The 18,676-nt window shown below is 36.9% G+C and carries 14 protein-coding genes and 1 other annotated feature; all 14 genes read left to right on the top strand.

The genetic code is table 11. From position 1 onward, the window contains the following. Positions 1 to 3: 3 nt before the first annotated feature. The 14 genes from BEN26_RS02275 (at position 4) to BEN26_RS02210 (ending at position 18,666) form a co-directional block, all read left to right on the top strand. Entirely contained in the window at positions 4 to 840 is an 837-nt protein-coding gene (locus BEN26_RS02275) for a carbohydrate ABC transporter permease (RefSeq protein ID WP_069799313.1), read from the top strand. 69 nt (positions 841 to 909) lie between these two features. Further along, a complete protein-coding gene (locus BEN26_RS02270) occupies positions 910 to 2,730 on the top strand; it encodes a glycoside hydrolase family 2 protein (protein ID WP_220126395.1) in 1,821 nt (606 codons plus the stop codon). 115 nt (positions 2,731 to 2,845) lie between these two features. Next, positions 2,846 to 3,832: a LacI family DNA-binding transcriptional regulator gene (locus BEN26_RS02265; protein ID WP_069799310.1), complete on the top strand. Its 987-nt coding sequence runs from the start codon at positions 2,846 to 2,848 to the stop codon at positions 3,830 to 3,832. Positions 3,833 to 3,867: 35 nt separating this feature from the next. Beyond that, positions 3,868 to 5,058, top strand: coding sequence for a galactokinase (locus BEN26_RS02260; RefSeq protein WP_069799308.1), 1,191 nt, complete (start codon positions 3,868 to 3,870; stop codon positions 5,056 to 5,058). Further along, positions 5,055 to 6,044 (top strand): UDP-glucose 4-epimerase GalE, encoded by a 990-nt coding sequence (gene galE / locus BEN26_RS02255; RefSeq protein WP_069799306.1) that lies wholly within the window; start codon positions 5,055 to 5,057, stop codon positions 6,042 to 6,044. Before BEN26_RS02260 ends, galE begins: the two co-directional genes overlap by 4 nt. A 13-nt stretch (positions 6,045 to 6,057) precedes the next feature. Next, the gene (gene galT / locus BEN26_RS02250; RefSeq protein ID WP_069799304.1) at positions 6,058 to 7,548 is read left to right on the top strand and encodes a UDP-glucose--hexose-1-phosphate uridylyltransferase; all 1,491 of its coding nucleotides are present in this window, start codon (positions 6,058 to 6,060) and stop codon (positions 7,546 to 7,548) included. Positions 7,549 to 7,566: 18 nt separating this feature from the next. Further along, a complete protein-coding gene (locus tag BEN26_RS02245) occupies positions 7,567 to 8,613 on the top strand; it encodes an aldose epimerase family protein (protein WP_069799302.1) in 1,047 nt (348 codons plus the stop codon). Positions 8,614 to 8,998: 385 nt separating this feature from the next. After that, positions 8,999 to 10,411 carry an NADP-dependent phosphogluconate dehydrogenase gene (gene gndA, locus BEN26_RS02240; RefSeq protein WP_069799301.1) on the top strand — a complete coding sequence of 471 codons (1,413 nt, stop codon included), beginning with the start codon at positions 8,999 to 9,001 and terminating at the stop codon, positions 10,409 to 10,411. 19 nt (positions 10,412 to 10,430) lie between these two features. Next, positions 10,431 to 11,348, top strand: a complete 918-nt coding sequence (locus BEN26_RS02235; RefSeq protein WP_069799299.1) for an RluA family pseudouridine synthase — start codon at positions 10,431 to 10,433, stop codon at positions 11,346 to 11,348. A gap of 300 nt (positions 11,349 to 11,648) precedes the next feature. After that, positions 11,649 to 11,906, top strand: a binding site (T-box leader). A 106-nt stretch (positions 11,907 to 12,012) separates the two neighbouring features. Beyond that, complete coding sequence (ilvD, locus tag BEN26_RS02230; RefSeq protein ID WP_069799298.1) at positions 12,013 to 13,680, top strand: dihydroxy-acid dehydratase; 1,668 nt, start codon at positions 12,013 to 12,015, stop codon at positions 13,678 to 13,680. A gap of 122 nt (positions 13,681 to 13,802) precedes the next feature. Continuing rightward, a complete protein-coding gene (gene ilvB / locus BEN26_RS02225) occupies positions 13,803 to 15,533 on the top strand; it encodes a biosynthetic-type acetolactate synthase large subunit (RefSeq protein WP_069799296.1) in 1,731 nt (576 codons plus the stop codon). Continuing rightward, complete coding sequence (gene ilvN / locus BEN26_RS02220; protein WP_068725279.1) at positions 15,533 to 16,006, top strand: acetolactate synthase small subunit; 474 nt, start codon at positions 15,533 to 15,535, stop codon at positions 16,004 to 16,006. Before ilvB ends, ilvN begins: the two co-directional genes overlap by 1 nt. Positions 16,007 to 16,094: 88 nt before the next feature. Next, positions 16,095 to 17,087 (top strand): ketol-acid reductoisomerase, encoded by a 993-nt coding sequence (gene ilvC, locus BEN26_RS02215; RefSeq protein ID WP_068725277.1) that lies wholly within the window; start codon positions 16,095 to 16,097, stop codon positions 17,085 to 17,087. Positions 17,088 to 17,109: 22 nt separating this feature from the next. Next, entirely contained in the window at positions 17,110 to 18,666 is a 1,557-nt protein-coding gene (locus BEN26_RS02210) for a 2-isopropylmalate synthase (RefSeq protein WP_068727568.1), read from the top strand. The last annotated feature ends 10 nt before the right edge of the window (positions 18,667 to 18,676 follow it).

Genomic DNA, 18,676 nt, shown 5'->3' with positions numbered 1-18,676 from the left:
TAAATGAATAAAAAAATAAATAAAATATTACTTGTACTACTTGCGATCTTAGTCAGTCTATTTTTTATTATTCCTATTTTATGGATGGTTTCAACATCTCTAAAGACTGATGCAGAGGCTTATTCCTCTATAATTCACTGGTTTCCTGAAAGACCAACACTAGCGAATTACATTTATACTTTGTTTGAAAATACGAATGAGACCCCAGTTTTAGGTTGGTTAGCGAATTCAATTTTTGTTGGGGTATCTGGTTCTTTATTAGTAGTAATTATAGATGCTCTAGCAGCCTATGCGTTGGCAAGATTAGAATTTCCATTTCGTAAAATAATTTTTGGGATGTTCCTTGCAACGATGATGATTCCATTTATTGTTATTTTCTTGCCGCTTTATTTGGAATTTAACAATTTTAACTTATTAGATACGTATTGGGCTTTAATCTTGCCGTATACCTCGAATGCTTTTGGTGTTTTTTTATTAAGACAATTCTTTTTAACCATACCAAAGGATATTGAAGAAGCAGCAATGATTGATGGAGCAAATAAATTTAAAATTTTTTTGACGATTATGCTTCCACTAGTCCACCCTGCATTATTAACACTCGGCATATTTACTTTTATATCTATTTATAATGACTTTTTATGGCCATTAGTCGTCACTTCCTCGCCGGAAATGAGAACTGTTTCCGTTGGAATTGCCATTATGCAATTAGGAAGTTTTGTAAGCTCGCCAAGTAAATTAATGGCATTAACAACAATTGCTACGATTCCAATGTTAATAGTCTTTATTTTTGCACAAAAATACTTTGTTCAAGGAATTACATTTAGTGGAGGAAAAGAATAGTATTGACTTTTAAAGTGATTATTACATGATACGAATAATTGACTAGAATATAAATGGAGATGAATGTTAATGAAAAAAATCCCTCGATCAGAATACCCCAGACCACAACTAGTACGGAAGGATTGGTTCAATTTAAATGGCGAATGGTGTTTTGCCTTTGATGATAATAATGTTGGCTTAAAGGAAAAATGGTTTCAAAAGGATGAACCATTTGATCGAAAAATTAATGTTCCATTCGCATATCAAACGAGATTAAGTGGAATTCATGATCCTTCGTTCCATGACTGGGTTTGGTATAAAAGAGAATTTACGATTCCAAACGAATGGAATGACAAAAAAATTCTTATTCATTTTGGTGCCGTAGATTATCGTGCATGGATCTATGTTAATGGACAATTTGCTGGATATCATGAGGGTGGACATACACCTTTTTCCTTTGACATTACTGAACATCTAACATGGGAGAAAGAATCGATCGTTGTAAGAGTTGAAGACCCATCGACTGATGAGACCATTCCAAGAGGAAAACAATTCTGGATTGAGAAATCGGATTCCATTTGGTACACACGTACAACAGGTATTTGGCAAACGGTTTGGGTAGAACCTGTGAACTCGACTAGAATTTCGAAGTTAAGATTGACTCCAGATATCGATCGTGGTTCGATTGACGTAGAGTTTGACGTAATAGGAGAATTTGCGAACAAGAAAGCAGAAATTGAAATTCAAATTAAGAATGATTTCGTTGCTCGAGATACAATTGAAATCTACGAGTCGTACAATAAGCGTTCAATCAATCTATATAATCAACATATTTTTAGAACAGGGTTCCATCATAATGGTTGGAATTGGACACCAGAAACTCCAAATTTATTTGATATAAAGATTACTTTAAAAGATGAAGATAACCAAAATGTTTTGGATGAAATAGAATCTTACTTTGGTCTTAGGAAAATTCACACAGAAAATGGTATGGTTTATCTAAACAATAAACCTTATTACCAAAAACTCGTTCTCGATCAAGGATACTGGGAAGATGGTTTAATAACTGCCCCAACAGATGAAGACTTAAAGAAAGATATTGTTTTAGCTAAAGAAATGGGTTTTAATGGCTGCAGAAAACATCAAAAAGTAGAAGATCCTCGTTTCCTATACTGGGCTGATCAATTGGGATACTTGGTCTGGGGTGAGTGTGCGTCATCGCCTTATTATAGTCAAGATGCTGTAGCTAGGCTAACAAAGGAATGGATTGAAATTATTGAACGGGATTATAATCATCCCTCTATTGTGGCTTGGGTTCCGATAAACGAAAGTTGGGGAGTTCCAATGATTCGGGCAAATCACCAACAACAACATCATTCATTAGCGATGTATCATCTGATTCATTCGTATGATCCAACTCGTTTAGTCATTTCAAATGATGGTTGGGAGTTAACGAAAACAGATATTTGTGCGGTTCATAATTATAACCATGGAAGTGAAGATGAAAAAGAAAAATACGAAGCATTTAAAGAGTCTTTATCCACCAAAGATGCTATTCTTCACTCACAACCTGCACGTCGTCGGATTTATGCCAATGGTTTTGAACACCAAGGGGAACCTATTCTTCTAACAGAGTTTGGGGGTATTGGTTTTAAAGTTGGTGAGGATGCTGGATGGGGTTATACATCTGTTAAAAATGAGCAAGAGTTCGTTGCGGATTATCGCAGAGTTCTTGAAGCAGTCTATGCTTCAAAAATTTTACATGGATTCTGCTATACACAATTAACAGATGTTGAACAAGAAATTAATGGCTTACTCACGTATTCTCGAAAACCAAAATGTGATTTGAAAAAAATTAAAGAAATAAATGAAACTTGGCATAATGAAATTATAAAAGACAAAATTAACTAAAAATATTATTATAATAAAAATCTTACTATATTTTTACTAAAATTTTTTATTAACTTATGTTATAGTAGTTTTGAATAAAAGAATTCAGATTAATAAGAAGAAAGGAGTAGCTTAGATGGCTACAATTAAGGATATTGCAGAAAAAGCAGGAGTTTCCATTGCAACTGTTTCTAGAGTGTTAAATTACGACGCAACGTTATCGGTAACTGATGAAACAAGGAAGAAAATCTTTGAAGTGGCTGAAGAGCTATCCTATAAAAAAAGATCAGTTAGAACTTCAACAGCAAAAATTGCAATGATTCATTGGTATACCGAAAAGGAAGAATTAGAAGATTTATATTATATGTCTATCCGCTTTGGAATTGAACAACGTTGTCAACAATTAGACATCCAAGTTGTTAAATATTTTTATAACAATTTAGAGGAGATAAAACAAGAAGAGATACAAGGAATGATTGCAGTAGGTAAATTCAGTGAAAATCAAGTGGCGACACTGGCTGAAATTACAGATCATATTGTATTTGTTGATTATAGCCCTGACGAGGATGCCTATGATTCGGTTGTTGTTGACTTTGAAGTTGCAACCAAAAAAATAATCAATTATTTAATTGAAAAGGGGCATCAGAAGATTGGCTATATTGGTGGCCGAGAAACATTCAAAGATGGGTCAGCAGAAATTGAAGATCTTCGAGATAAGACGTTTCGTTCATACATGCAAGAGCTTAACCTTTTTGATGAAAATTACATGTATATAAAAACCTTTACAGTGAATGATGGGTATAAAATGATGAAGCAGGCAATTCACGATCATGGAGAAAACCTGCCAACAGCCTTTTTTGCAGGAAATGATTTAATCGCTATTGGCGCATTACGAGCTCTGCTTGAGGAGAATATTTCTGTTCCTGAACGAGTAAACATTATTGGAATTAATGATATTAGTGTATCTAAATATATTTATCCCTCATTAACAACATTAAAAGTTTATACGGAGATCATGGGAGAAACAGCAGTTGATTTATTGATGGAAAGAATATCAGGACGAAAGATAGCAAAAAAGGTTTTCATTGCAACCGAACTAATTAAACGAAATAGTAGTTTTTAAGATACCATCAAGATAATTGAGGGGAAGTTGTTTTTATGGATATTCAATTACTAGTTAATAAATTTTATGAAATATTTCTAAAAGGAGAAAGCGAGGAAATCCGCGCTTTCTTCTCACCAGGCCGAATTAATTTAATTGGTGAGCATACCGATTACAATGGCGGTCATGTATTTCCCTGTGCGATTACTTATGGCACATATGGACTTGTAAGAAAACGTGATGATCGATCGGTCTACTTATATTCAATGAATTTTTCAGAAGCAGGAATTATTAAATTTAATCTGGATGATTTAGATTATAAAAAAGATCATGGTTGGGCCAATTACCCAAAAGGGATGATTCGTTATATACTGGAAGCTGGTTGGAAGGTTGAATCAGGATTTGAAGTGCTAGTATATGGTAATATTCCAAATGGAGCAGGCCTTTCCTCCTCTGCATCACTAGAAATGTTAATCGGGGTGATGATCAATGAGATTTTTACACTAGACATTGATCGTTTAGAACTTGTTAAACTTGGCAAAAAGGTAGAAAACGAATTTATTGGTGTAAATAGTGGTATTATGGATCAGTTTGCAATTGGAATGGGTAAAAAGAACAATGGGATCTTCCTAGATACGAATACCCTACACTTTGAATACGCACCAATAAATCTGACAAATTATCAAATTATCATCATGAACACAAATAAAAGAAGAGAATTATCGGATTCGAAATACAATGATCGTCGCAGTGAATGTGAACTAGCACTTTCTCAGCTTCAAAAAGAACTTTCGATACAAACATTAGGTGATTTATCAGAAGAGGAATTTGAGCAACACAAAGAGTTAATTGAAGATGACGTTCTAAGACGAAGAGCTAAGCACCCAGTTTATGAAAATCAACGAACGATAAAGGCCCTTCATGAATTGAAAAATAGAAATATTGAGAGCTTTGGCCAATTAATGAATGCCTCTCATCAATCATTAAAAGAAAATTATGAAGTAACGGGGGTTGAACTGGATACATTAGTAGAAGCGGCATGGCAACAAAAAGGAGTATTAGGGGCAAGGATGACAGGCGCAGGATTTGGAGGTTGTGCAATTGCGATTGTTGAAAATGATGAAATCGAAACATTTATTCAAGAAGTAGGAAAAAAATATAAAGAAAAAATTGGTTATGAGGCCACATTTTATGTAGCAAGTATTGGCGATGGTACAAAAGAAATTACCATGGAGGTTGGACTATGAGTATTTTAGTACTTGGTGGTGCTGGATATATCGGTTCCCATGCCGTTTATAAGTTAATTGACCAAAATGTTGAAGTTGTGGTTGTAGATAATTTACAAACAGGACATCGACAAGCGATTCATCCAAAAGCTAAATTTTATCAAGGAGATATTCGCGACAAAGAATTTTTACGCCATGTATTTGAAAATGAAAAGATCGATGGTGTTATCCATTTTGCTGCAAATTCACTCGTTGGAGAATCAATGGAAAAACCATTGAAGTATTTTGACAATAATGTATATGGCACACAAGTATTATTAGAAGTAATGGTTGAATATGGTGTCAAGAATATTGTCTTTTCATCGAGTGCTGCTACCTATGGGGAACAAGAGGTGATGCCTATTACAGAAGATGCTCTAGCCGTTCCCACAAATGCCTATGGGGAAACGAAATTAACGATGGAGAAAATGTTCAAATGGTGTGATGCTGCACATGGAGTAAAATATGTATCCTTACGTTATTTTAACGTAGCAGGCGCTAGACCAACAGGTGAGATTGGCGAAGACCATCATCCGGAAACACATCTTATTCCAGTGATTCTACAAGTTGCTTTAGGCAAACGTGAATATATCTCTATTTTTGGTGATGATTATGATACAGAGGATGGAACAGGAATCCGTGATTATATTCATGTTGAGGATTTAATCGATGCACATATCCTTGCTCTTCATTACCTACAAAATGGAGGGAAAAGCGATATTTTCAATCTTGGAAGTAGTAAAGGGTTTTCAGTAAAAGAGATCATTGAAGCTGTTCGTACCGTAACTCAACATCCAATTCCAGCAAAAGTTGCACCAAGAAGGGCTGGCGATCCTAGCAGACTTATTGCTTCGTCTGACAAGGTTAAAAAAATTCTTGGTTGGAATCCCCAAAGAACATCGATTCATCAAATCATTGAAGACGCATGGAATTGGCATCAATCACATCCTAACGGTTTTAATGATTAGGAGGGGATGTTATATGGAAATATATTCAGCTATACAGGCACTTGTCACACAGGCTCTCTCTGTTCAATTAATAAATATAGAAGATGAAATCTATACACGAAACCAAATTTTATCTTTACTAGCATTGAATGACTTTCCAGAGGAAGTAAAACTGGATATTGATCTAGATATCCCTGGTTTATTGGATGTGATCGTTAATTTTGCAGTAAAGAAAGGTATAGTTGATGATTTGCAAGCAGAAAAAGAAATCTTGTCTGCGAAGATCATGAATGTATTTTTGCCAAGACCTTCAGACGTAAATAAGGAATTTTACGAAAAATACAGTAAAGATCCTGCTGAAGCAACAAATTATTTTTACAAGTTAAGCAGAAATAGCAACTATATTCAAACAAAGAGTATAGCAAAAAATATAAATTATGTTACAGAAACACCCTTTGGAGAACTAGATATTACGATTAATTTATCTAAGCCAGAGAAAGACCCAAGACAGATCGCACGAGAACGGGAACTGAAAATCCCTTCTACTAAATATCCGAAATGTTTGCTTTGTATTGAAAATGAAGGCTACGCAGGGAGGATTAACCATCCTGCTCGTTCAAATCACAGAATCATACCAATTGAATTATCAGAGGAACCTTGGTTCTTCCAGTATTCTCCATATGTTTATTACAATGAACATAGTATTATTCTATCTGGTGAACATAGGGATATGAAGATAGATAGAGGGACATTTCAAAGACTATTGGAGTTTGTCGAAAAATTTCCTCATTATTTTATTGGTTCAAATGCAGATTTACCGATTGTGGGTGGTTCAATCTTATCTCACGACCACTATCAAGCTGGAAATTATGAATTTGCAATGGCAAAGGCGGTTGATGATTATACATTTTCGTTAAGTAATTATCCATCTATTCAAGCTTCTGTCATTAAATGGCCAATGTCAGTAATTCGTTTAAGGGGAAAAGATAAGGAAGAGCTTGTTGATGCCTCCAACGTGATTTTGGAAAAATGGATAAATTATAATGATCCAGAAGTAAACATCATCGCTTATACAAACGAAACAAGGCACAATACCATTACACCGATTGCCCGCAAACGTAATGGTCAATACGAGGTTGATCTTGTTTTACGAAATAATCGTACGAGTGAGGAATATCCGCTTGGTATATTTCACCCACACCAAGATGTACACCATATTAAAAAAGAAAATATCGGTTTGATTGAGGTCATGGGCTTAGCTGTTTTACCTGCACGTTTAGCAACAGAGTTAGTTGAAATAGAAAAGTTCTTATTGGGAATGCCACATCAGGTGAAAGACTATCATATGCAATGGGCTAAGGAGATTAAAGAACAATATGGTGCATCAATTACTAGTGACACAGTAAAGGATATATTGAAAAAAGAGGTTGGATTTAAGTTTCTAAAGTGTCTGGAAGATGCAGGGGTATTTAAGCGAGATGAGGTTGGGCAAAAAGCTTTTAAACGATTTATTGAACAATTATAATTGATTGGAGTATTGAACATGAAAGTGGTAAAGGAAAAATTTGCAGAGTTGGACGGGCAGATCGTTAGGTCTTTTACACTAATCAATGATCATGGTATGGAAGTAACCAGTATTGATTATGGATGTATTATTACTCGTATTATGGTACCTGACCGCTTTGGTACAATTGAAAATGTTGTTTTAGGTTTTGATACACTTGACGAATACGTACAGCATTCCCCTTATTTTGGTGCAATCGTGGGTAGACATGCTGGTAGAATTAAAAATGCGGAATTTGAATTAGATGGTAGGATCTATCATTTAGCAAAGAACGATAATGGTAACCATCTTCATGGTGGATTACAAGGATTTGACAAAGTAATATGGCATGTAGAGGTAAAAGAAAATAAAGATGATGTCAGTCTAGTATTTCAATATATTAGCAAGGACGGAGAAGAAGGCTATCCAGGGAACTTGCAGATGAAAGTGATATATACACTAAATAATAGTAATGAGTTAATCATTGAATATGAAGGGATAAGTGATCAAAGAACGGTAATCAATGTTACCAATCACTCTTACTTTAATTTAAGCGGGAATCTAAAAAGAAACATTCTTAATCATGTATTAACATTGAAAAGTGATCGGTTTCTTGAATTGGATGAACAGTTGCTACCTACTGGACAGATACTCTCTGTAGAAAATACAGTTTTTGATTTTAGAACAGGACGAAAAATACGGGATGGAGTTGTATCAAAAGATCAGCAAAATGTATTAGCCGGAAATGGTTATGACCATCCATTCCTATTATCAGAAAATAATAATGATGAAATATATTTACAGGATACTGAAAGTGGTAGGGCTTTAATCATTGAAACAGATCAACCGGGGGTTGTCCTTTATACTGGTAATCAATTATCTGAAGATTTTACAATACGAGGTGTAAAAGCGCAACGTTATCTTGGTTTATGTCTTGAAACACAAGGTCTACCAGATGCTATTCATCATCCCAATTTTCCATCAACAATAGTTGAGAAAGATGAAATATATCGATCTGTTACAAAATATAAATTTAAGACAAACTAGTTGGATTTAATTTTCGTCATATAAAGTGGCACGCTTATCAGCATGCTGCTTTATCCGTTCTATTCATAAAGAGGGTTTCTTTTTTTTGTGTTGAGCCGTTTTTGAAATCTTTTCTTCAAAAACTTTTATGCATAATTTTAATATTGTATAATAAGAATAGAGAAGGGAAGGGACAAGGACAGGTTGCCCCTCCCGGAAGGATGTGCTACCTACTTTAGCTGATTGGGGCCATCCTTTTTTTTTGGTTAGATTAAATACTTGCCCAATTGAAACCAAGGATGAAAAGAGATAGTATAAAATAGGGTTTATAAAAATGGAATACATTTCATGTTGAAGGGTAGCCTACAAAATAGGAAAAAGTTGATAAAGAAAGGTGAGCAAGCAAATGGCAAAACAGCAAATTGGTGTGGTAGGTCTTGCCGTTATGGGCAAGAATCTAGCCTTAAATATTGAGAGCAAAGGATTTTCCGTATCTGTATATAATCGTTCTCGTGAAAAAACAGATGAATTAGTCAAAGAGGCAAAAGGAAAGAACCTTATTGGTACATATAGTATTGAAGAATTTATTGAATCCTTAGAAAAACCAAGAAAAATCATCATTATGGTCAAGGCAGGAGAACCAACTGATGCAACGATCAATCAACTAAAGCCCCATCTAGAAAAAGGGGACATTCTGATTGACGGTGGAAATGCCTATTTTATGGATACCATTAGACGAAATAAAGAGTTAGAAGCAGCAGGAATACGCTTTATTGGCGCAGGTATTTCCGGTGGAGAAGAAGGGGCATTAAAAGGCCCTGCAATTATGCCAGGGGGGCAAGAAGATGCCTATAAATTAGTAGAGACTATGTTAACTAGCATCGCTGCAGAAGTGGATGGCCAACCTTGTTGTTCTTATATTGGCCCTAACGGTGCAGGTCATTATGTAAAAATGGTGCATAATGGAATTGAATATGGTGATATGCAACTGATTAGTGAATCTTATCATTTATTAAAAGAACTTTTACAATTAGATGCAAACGAACTGCATCAAGTATTTTCTGAGTGGAAGCAAGGAGAGTTAGATAGTTATCTGATTGAAATCACAGCAGATATTTTCACCAAAATCGACGAAGAAACAGGTAAACCCCTAGTAGATGTGATTATGGATGCAGCAGGACAAAAAGGAACAGGGAAATGGACAAGTCAAGGTGCTCTTGATTTAGGAGTTCCCCTTCCAGTCATTACAGAGTCTGTATTTGCTCGTTTTATTTCAGCACTTAAAGATGAACGTATCAAGGCTAGTAAAATTTTAAATGGTCCAAAGAGAGAACCGTTATCAGAAGATAAAACGCAATGGATTGAAGACATTAGAAGAGCTTTATATGCAAGCAAAATTATTTCTTACGCACAAGGTTTTGCCCAATTAAAAGCCGCGTCTAAAGAATATGATTGGAATTTAAAATTTGGAGAAATCGCTATGGGCTGGCGCGGTGGTTGCATTATTCGGGCGAAATTCTTACAGAATATAAAAGATGCATTTGATCAGAATCCACAATTAGAAAATTTATTATTGGCTCCTTATTTTCAAAAGATCCTTGAGAGTTATCAAGATTCTTTAAGAAAAGTGGTATCGATTGCTGTATTAAATGGAATTCCCGCACCAGGTTTTGCGAGCGCAATCGCTTATTATGACAGCTACAGAACTGAGAGACTACCAGCTAATTTAATTCAAGCCCAAAGGGATTATTTTGGAGCTCATACCTATCAACGAATCGATAAAGAGGGTACCTTCCATACAGAATGGTTAGAAAAATAGATGAGGATGTTGTTATAGAATGTCGGCAATTCAACGAAAAGGCGAATGGTTGGAATTTCGCGTTTCTAATCAAGAGCATGGGAAAACGATCGAAGAAGTGTGTAAAACCAACTTACAAATCTCTGGAAGAATGGTTCAAAAATTAACACATCGAAATGGTATTCAGGTGAACGGAAAAAAGAGCTTTCTAGCTTACAGACTAAAACCAGGGGATCGGCTTCAGATAAAAGTTTTTGAACGAGAGAATTACGGGCTAGAACCAGAGCCAATTCCAATCGACATTCTCTACGAAGACGATCATGTTTTAGTTGTGAACAAACAAAGTGGAATTTCTGTTCATCCAACAGATCCAAGCCAAAAAGGAACATTGGCTCATGCAATTGCTTTTTATTACCAAACGCAAGGTTTGCAAACCAAAGTAAGGCATATTCATCGTTTGGACAAGGATACGACAGGAGCAATCTTAGTGGCGAAGCATGCTTTAGCTCAAGCGATTTTAGATGAAGACTTAAGGGAACGGAAAATTAAGAGGGAGTACTTAGCCATTATCTCAGGAATTCCTAATCCTCCTAAAGGAACCATTGATCTGCCTATAGGGAGAGATCGTCATCATCCTACACGTCGCAGAGTATCAACGGGTGGTGACACTGCAATCACTCATTACCAGGTGATCGAAACCTTTGAACATGCATCAATGGTTAAACTTCAACTAGATACAGGAAGAACTCATCAAATTCGTGTTCATCTTGAGTATATTGGCCACCCATTGTTTGGGGATACTCTTTATGGGGGGTTGAAAAAGGGAATCAATCGCCAAGCTTTACATGGAGTAAAGTTAAGCTTTAATCATCCATTTCTTCACGAAAAAATTGAGATTGAAGCCCCTATACCTGAAGATATAAAAAATCTGATTCGAGAACTTAAAAATGAAAATTAGATAAGATTAAAAAAAATAAATAAAAAGGGAAAAAATGCTTCTACCTAGGTAGGAGCATTTTGATTTGGCATAACGTAAAACAGGCTAAAATAAAGCGTTTTCAAAGTTTTTTTACCTAAATCAAAAATAAATTTTAAAAAAAAATTTTAAACCAAAAAGTCCAATAATGGCAATTGGTTAAGCGTTTTCAAAAATTTACAAGAACGAAAATTCAGAAAAAAAGCAATTGACATGTAAATTTTACGGCATTATAATTCCAATAACACTTTAAAAAATTAAAGCAGTTGTTAAGCAATACGTAAAAAGATGATGATAAGGACAAGTAACAAAGGAAACCGTTATGTTCAGAGAGCTAAGGAAAGCTGAGATCTTAGCCGTAACCCCTTTGCGAACTCACCTTTGAATCAACTTTGTGAACTGATCGATATAGATCACAGTAATAAAGTTCGGCCTTGGCCGTTACGCCATGACGTGCAATCTTTTACTGCACGTATCGAGGTTTTCCTTTGTGAAAAGGAAAGCGAAGATGGGTGGTACCACGAAGACTTCGTCCCAAATGATGTGAAAATTCATGTCATTTGGAATGGAGTCTTTTTTGTATATTCCAAAAGCAATGATGGAATATACAAGCTAAACAAACTAAAGCGAGGGAGGAAGAAAACAGATGAATTCACATAAAGTAACAAAAGGAATTGAAAGAGCACCACACAGAGCTTTGTTTAAAGCAATGGGGATTACCGATGAAGAGCTACAACAACCACTGATTGGTGTAGTGAATTCCTTTAGTGAGATCGTGCCCGGTCACAAACATTTACGTCGGTTAGCTGAAGAAGTGAAAGCAGGAATTAGAATGGCGGGCGGTACTCCATTTGAAGTGAATACGATTGCCGTATGTGATGGGATTGCGATGAACCATACGGGAATGCAGTATTCTTTAGCCAGTCGTGAATTGATTACAGATAGTGTTGAAACAGTAGTGTCTGCGCATCAATTCGATGGTCTAGTTTTAATGCCAAACTGTGATAAAGTGGTTCCAGGTATGTTAATGGCTGCAGCAAGATTAAACCTTCCTTCCATCATTTTAAGCGGTGGCGCGATGTTAGCTGGCCAAGTTGGAGAACAATATGTAGACTTATCTACTGTTTTTGAAGCGGTTGGCGCAGTAAAAGCAGGTAAAATGTCAGAAGAAGAATTACAGATTTTAGAAGAAAGTGCATGCCCAGGTGGTGGTAGCTGTTCAGGAATGTTTACAGCAAATTCAATGAATTGTTTAACAGAAGCCCTTGGAATGGCGTTACCTGGAAATGGAACGATTCCAGCTGTGATGGCAGCAAGAGATCGGTTAGCCAAATACGCTGGGATGAAAATCATGGAATTAGTAGAAAAAGACATTCGTCCAAGTCAGATAATGACCAAAGCAGCATTTGAAAATGCATTAAAAGTAGATATGGCTTTGGGAGGGTCATCCAATACAGTTCTTCATGTGTTAGCGATTGCCCATGAAATGGGAGTAAAGCTCACCCTAGAAGAAATTAACCAAATTTCTGCTGAAACCCCGCAACTTTGCAAATTAAGTCCTGCTGGTTCTAATCATGTGGAAGTCTTAGACCGGGCTGGTGGGGTATCTGCAGTGATGAAAGAATTGATGGATCATGGGTATTTAAATAAAGAAGTGCTTACTGTATCAGGAAAAACCTTAGAAGAAACGATTTCGAAGATGGAGGTAAAAAATAAAGATGTCATCCGATCTGTAGAAGATCCTTATTCACAAACAGGAGGATTGGCCCTTCTTTTTGGTAATCTAGCTCCAAATGGGGCAGTTGTAAAACAAGGAGCTGTTGCACCAGAAATGTTAGTTCATCAAGGTCCAGCAAGAGTATTTAACGGGGAAGAAGAAGCAGTAGAAGCAATTATGGGTGGAAAAATCCATTCAGGGGATGTCGTTGTCATCCGTTACGAAGGCCCAAAAGGGGGTCCAGGCATGAGAGAAATGTTAACTCCTACTTCTGCCTTGGCAGGTATGGGATTAGATTCAAGTGTCGCCTTGATTACGGATGGACGGTTTTCAGGAGCAACACGCGGTGCATCGATTGGCCATGTTTCACCGGAAGCAGCTGCCTTTGGTCCAATTGCAGCAGTTGAAGAAGGTGACATCATTTCCGTCGACATTCCAGCCCGAAAAATTGAAGTTGAATTAAGTGAAGAAGAAATGGAAAGTCGATTGAATCGTTTAAAAGAAAACCCATATGTCAAGAAGGACTTAAAAGGATATTTAAAACGCTACGCACAATACGTCACATCAGCAAATACAGGGGCAGTTTGGAAGTATTAAAATTTCCCATAAAAGTGACAACTATCTTCGGAGCGAACTCCGATTACTTTTGCGGGGGTCAGGAATATGGGAAAGAGAGGTTTAGTTTCTTTATTAAAAATGGAGAGAAAGGTGGAGAGAAAATGCGAGCAGAAGCCTATCAGCATGTAGAGGAGCAATTGGTAGAGGAACCGGTAATCGTGATGAAAACGGGTGCGGAGATGGTAGTTGAGTGTTTAAAACAAGAAGGAGTTGATGTCCTGTTTGGCTATCCTGGTGGGGCGGTTATTCCCATTTATGATGCATTGTATGATTCTGGTTTAAAGCATGTCCTTTCCCGGCATGAACAAGGTGCGATCCATGCAGCCGATGGTTATGCGAGGGCAACGGGAAAAGTTGGGGTTTGTATAGCCACCTCTGGACCTGGTGCCACTAATTTAGTAACAGGAATTACAAACGCATTTATGGATTCTATTCCACTTGTCGTAATTACTGGTCAGGTTCCAACCTCATACATTGGAACAGATGCTTTTCAAGAAGCAGATATTACAGGGATTACGATGCCAATAACCAAGCACAACTACTTAGTACAAAGAATAGAAGATTTACCGAAAATCTTAAAAGAAGCTTTTTACATTGCTAGGACAGGTCGTCCAGGTCCTGTTTTAATCGACATCCCAAAAGATATTTCTGTTCAGTCAGCACCATTTGTTTATCCAGAAACGGTTCATATTCCTAGCTACCAACCTACAGTTGATCCAAATCCAAGTCAAGTGACGAAAGTAATCAAAACGATTCAACAAGCGAAAAGGCCACTTATCCTAGCTGGTGGGGGAGTCATTCTTTCCAATGCTTCTAAGGAACTGCTTCAATTTGCGGAAAAATTACAGATTCCTGTAACCACCACACTGATGGGAATAGGAGGGTTTCCTGCAAGCCATCCTCTATGGTTAGGGATGCCTGGAATGCATGGAACCGTAACTGCCAATCATGCGATTCAAAATGCGGATTTACTCATTGCTTTTGGTATGAGATTTAGCGATCGTGTGACAGGAAAAATTGAAAGATTTGCACCAAAAGCAAAACTGATTCATGTCGATATTGATCCAGCAGAAGTTGGCAAAGTGGTTACTGCACATTTACCACTAGTTGGTGATGTAAAACGTGTACTACAAAAATTGGTCAAAGAAACAAAACACCTTCATCATAACGATTGGATCGAACATCTACAACAATTAAAAAAGGAAAAACCAGTAAGATACAGGGATTCTAAAGAACGAATAAAAACTCAATATGTCATTGAACGATTATCCGATTTTGCGAGTCAGGATGCAATCGTTTCTACCGATGTTGGGCAACATCAAATGTGGACGGCACAATTTTTTAAATTTGAAAAACCTAGAACCCTATTAACTTCAGGTGGTCTTGGAACGATGGGGTTTGGTTTACCTGCAGCAATCGGTGCCCAGTTAGCTCATCCAGATAAACAAGTGATTTGTATTTCAGGTGATGGAAGCATTCAAATGAATATTCAAGAGTTGGCGACAGTTGCACAAGAAAATATCCCGATTAAGTTAGCGATTATGAATAATTCTTTTTTAGGCATGGTACGGCAATGGCAAGAGCTATTTAATGAACGACGTTATTCTTCTACAACCATTACGAATCCAGATTTTGTTAAACTTGCAGATGCTTATGGGATTCTCGGATTGAAGGCAACGAAGAAAGAAGAAGTAACTGAAGTGATTGAAAAAGCATTCAACCATCCTGGACCTGTTGTGATGAATTTTATAGTTGAAAATGAAGAAAATGTTTTTCCATTTGTTCCTGCTGGAGCTTCTTTGGATGAAGCGATGGAAGGGGATGATTTCTAATGAAGCATACTTTATCGATTATCGTCAATGATCAAGCTGGTGTGTTAACAAGAATTGCAGGGATGTTTAACCGAAGGGGGTTTAATATCGATTCGATTACTGTTGGAAGGACAGAAGGAATAGGCTTATCCCGAATGACGATTGTAGTCCATGGCGATCAATCATTGGTTGAACAAGTGAAGAAACAGTTGCATAAGCAAATTGATGTTCATAAGGTGATGGATATTACGAATGAACCGATTGTGACAAGGGAATTGGTCATGGTAAAAGTGAGAGCAAATCCTGCTTCATTGCCAGAAATTACCAATTTAGTTGAGCCATTTCGAACAACAGTTGTAGATGTATCTCATAATACGATTACCATTCAGGCAACAGGGGATGAAGATAAATTGAACGCCATGATTGAATTGCTTCGTCCGTATGGAATTAAAGATTTGGTACGTACAGGATTTGCTGCAATTCAAAGAGGTTAAAAGGAAAATATCCATATGAAAGATATATACTTACAATTTACATTATCTGAATATTAAAAATATTAAATACCTAGGAGGAGAAAAAACGATGAAAATGTACTATGATCAAGATGCTAATTTGGAAGTTTTACAAGGGAAAACAATTGCGGTGATTGGCTATGGTAGTCAAGGTCATGCACAAGCACAAAATTTACGGGATAGTGGATTTCACGTTGTGATTGGTTTAAGGAAAGGTAAATCATGGACACAGGCAGAGAAAGATGGATTTGAAGTTTATACGGTTAGTGATGCGGTAGCCTTAGCAGATCTTGTCCAGATTCTGCTTCCAGATGAACGTCAAGCTTTCGTGTACAAAGAAGAGGTAGAGCCTAACTTGAAACCAGGCGCAACTTTGGTTTTTTCCCACGGGTTTAATATTCATTACGGCCAAATTGTGCCATCTTCAGAACATGATGTTATTATGGTGGCACCAAAAAGCCCAGGCCATCTGGTACGTCGAACCTATGAACAAGGCGCTGGAGTTCCTGGATTACTAGCTGTTTATCAAGATGCCTCAGGGCAAGCGAAGGAAGTTGCTTTAGCTTATGCCAAAGGAATTGGTTGTACCAGAGCAGGAGTAATTGAAACCACGTTTAAAGAAGAAACAGAAACAGACCTTTTTGGAGAACAAGCGGTATTATGTGGTGGAGTTACTGAATTAGTCAAAGCAGGTTTTGATACCTTAACAGATGCAGGATACCAGCCAGAAATTGCCTATTTTGAATGTTTGCATGAATTAAAGCTGATTGTTGATTTGATGTATGAAGGCGGACTTAGCTATATGCGTTATTCCATTAGCGATACAGCACAATATGGAGATTTCATGACAGGAAAACGGATTATTACTGAAGAGACTAGAAAAGAAATGAAAAAGGTATTAAGCGAAATCCAAAATGGGGAGTTTGCAAAGAGTTGGATTTTGGAAAATCAGGTGGGAAGACCAGTTTTTAATGCGATCAATCGCAAGGAACAGGAACATATGATTGAACAGGTAGGAACAAAGCTACGAGAAATGATGCCTTTTGTCAAGGTGAAAAAATAAAATGGGAAATGGGGGACCTCAAATGCGAAAGGTTAAGGTGCTTGATACAACATTAAGGGATGGAGAGCAATCAGCAGGTGTTAATTTGAATGAAAGTGAGAAAAAGGAGATTGCCAAACAGTTGGTTCGATTAGGGGTTGATGCAATAGAGGCAGGGTTTCCTATTGCATCACCAGGAGATTTTCAAGCTGTAAAAAAAATCGCAGATGAGGTTAAAGGAGCAACGATTGTTGGTTTTGCAAGGGCGACAAAGACAGATATTGACTCTGTTTATGAGGCAATTAAACATGCAGAAGATGCGAGAATTCATATGTTTATTGCCACCTCGCCTATCCATATGCAATATAAATTGCGTAAATCTCCTGATGAGGTATTAGAGACAGCTGTTGAGATGGTGAAATACGCAAAGCGATATTTCCAAAATGTGCAATTTTCTGCTGAAGATGCTGGAAGAAGTGAATTAGAGTTTTTAGCTAGATTTACTAAAGCCATTATTGATGCAGGGGTAACGATTGTCAATATTCCTGATACAGTAGGATACATGATGCCAAATGAGTATGGAGCCATGTTCAAATATCTTAAGGAAAAGGTTCCTAACAGTGATCGAGTATGGTTTAGTGCCCATTGTCATGATGATTTAGGGCTAGCTGTTGCCAATACCCTAGCAGCAATTGAAAATGGAGCTGATCAAATCGAAGGAACGATCAATGGAATTGGTGAAAGGGCAGGAAATGCCGCACTAGAAGAAGTGGCTACTGCTTTATACACTAGGAAGGATTATTTTAACGCAACCACCAATATGCAATTAGAACAAATTGCACGTTCTAGTAAATTAGTAAGTAAACTTACAGGAATGATCGTTCCAGGAAACAAAGCGATTGTTGGTGCAAATGCCTTTGCACATGAATCTGGAATTCACCAAGATGGAATACTAAAAGAAAGATTAACCTATGAAATTATTCGACCAGAGGTTGTTGGATTTCCAAGTAATAAACTCGTTTTAGGAAAACATTCTGGCCGTCATGCTTTTAGAGAAAGATTGGTTGCGCTTGGTTTTACTTTAACGGATGAGCAAGTAAATGTAGCTTTTCAAAAATTTAAGGAGCTCACGATGAAAAAGAAAGAGATTATCGATGATGATTTAATGATGATTATCGATGAACAACAATTAAAAGAAAGCAAAAAAGAGGAAGAGTATCAGTTAGATTATCTTCACATTGCAGGCGATACTGCCGTTTCTACAGCAATGGTGCGTGTTAAGCTACCTAATGGCGAATATAAGGAGGAAGCAGCTCGCGGAGATGGACTTATCGATGCAGTCTATAACGCTATTGATCGTGTATCTGAACTTACCATTCATTTAAAAGATTATCAAATTAAGTCTGTGGGCTACGGAAGAGATGCAGTTGGAAGTGTTCATATCAAAGTAGAATATCAAGGTGAACTTTTTTCTGGTCGAGGCATGTCAACCAATATCGTGGAGGCAAGTGCTAAAGCATATATTGATGCCATGAATCGTGCCATTCACAAAAAAGGTCGATTGGACTATCTAAATGTTGCTCAAAGAGAAATCGGATAAAAACACTATG

It is taken from the genome of Tepidibacillus sp. HK-1, assembly GCF_001748485.2.
Classification (GTDB): domain Bacteria; phylum Bacillota; class Bacilli; order Tepidibacillales; family Tepidibacillaceae; genus Tepidibacillus_B; species Tepidibacillus_B infernus.
The sequence above is the reverse complement of the archived record's forward strand: the minus strand, read 5'-3'. Positions and strand labels throughout refer to the sequence as shown.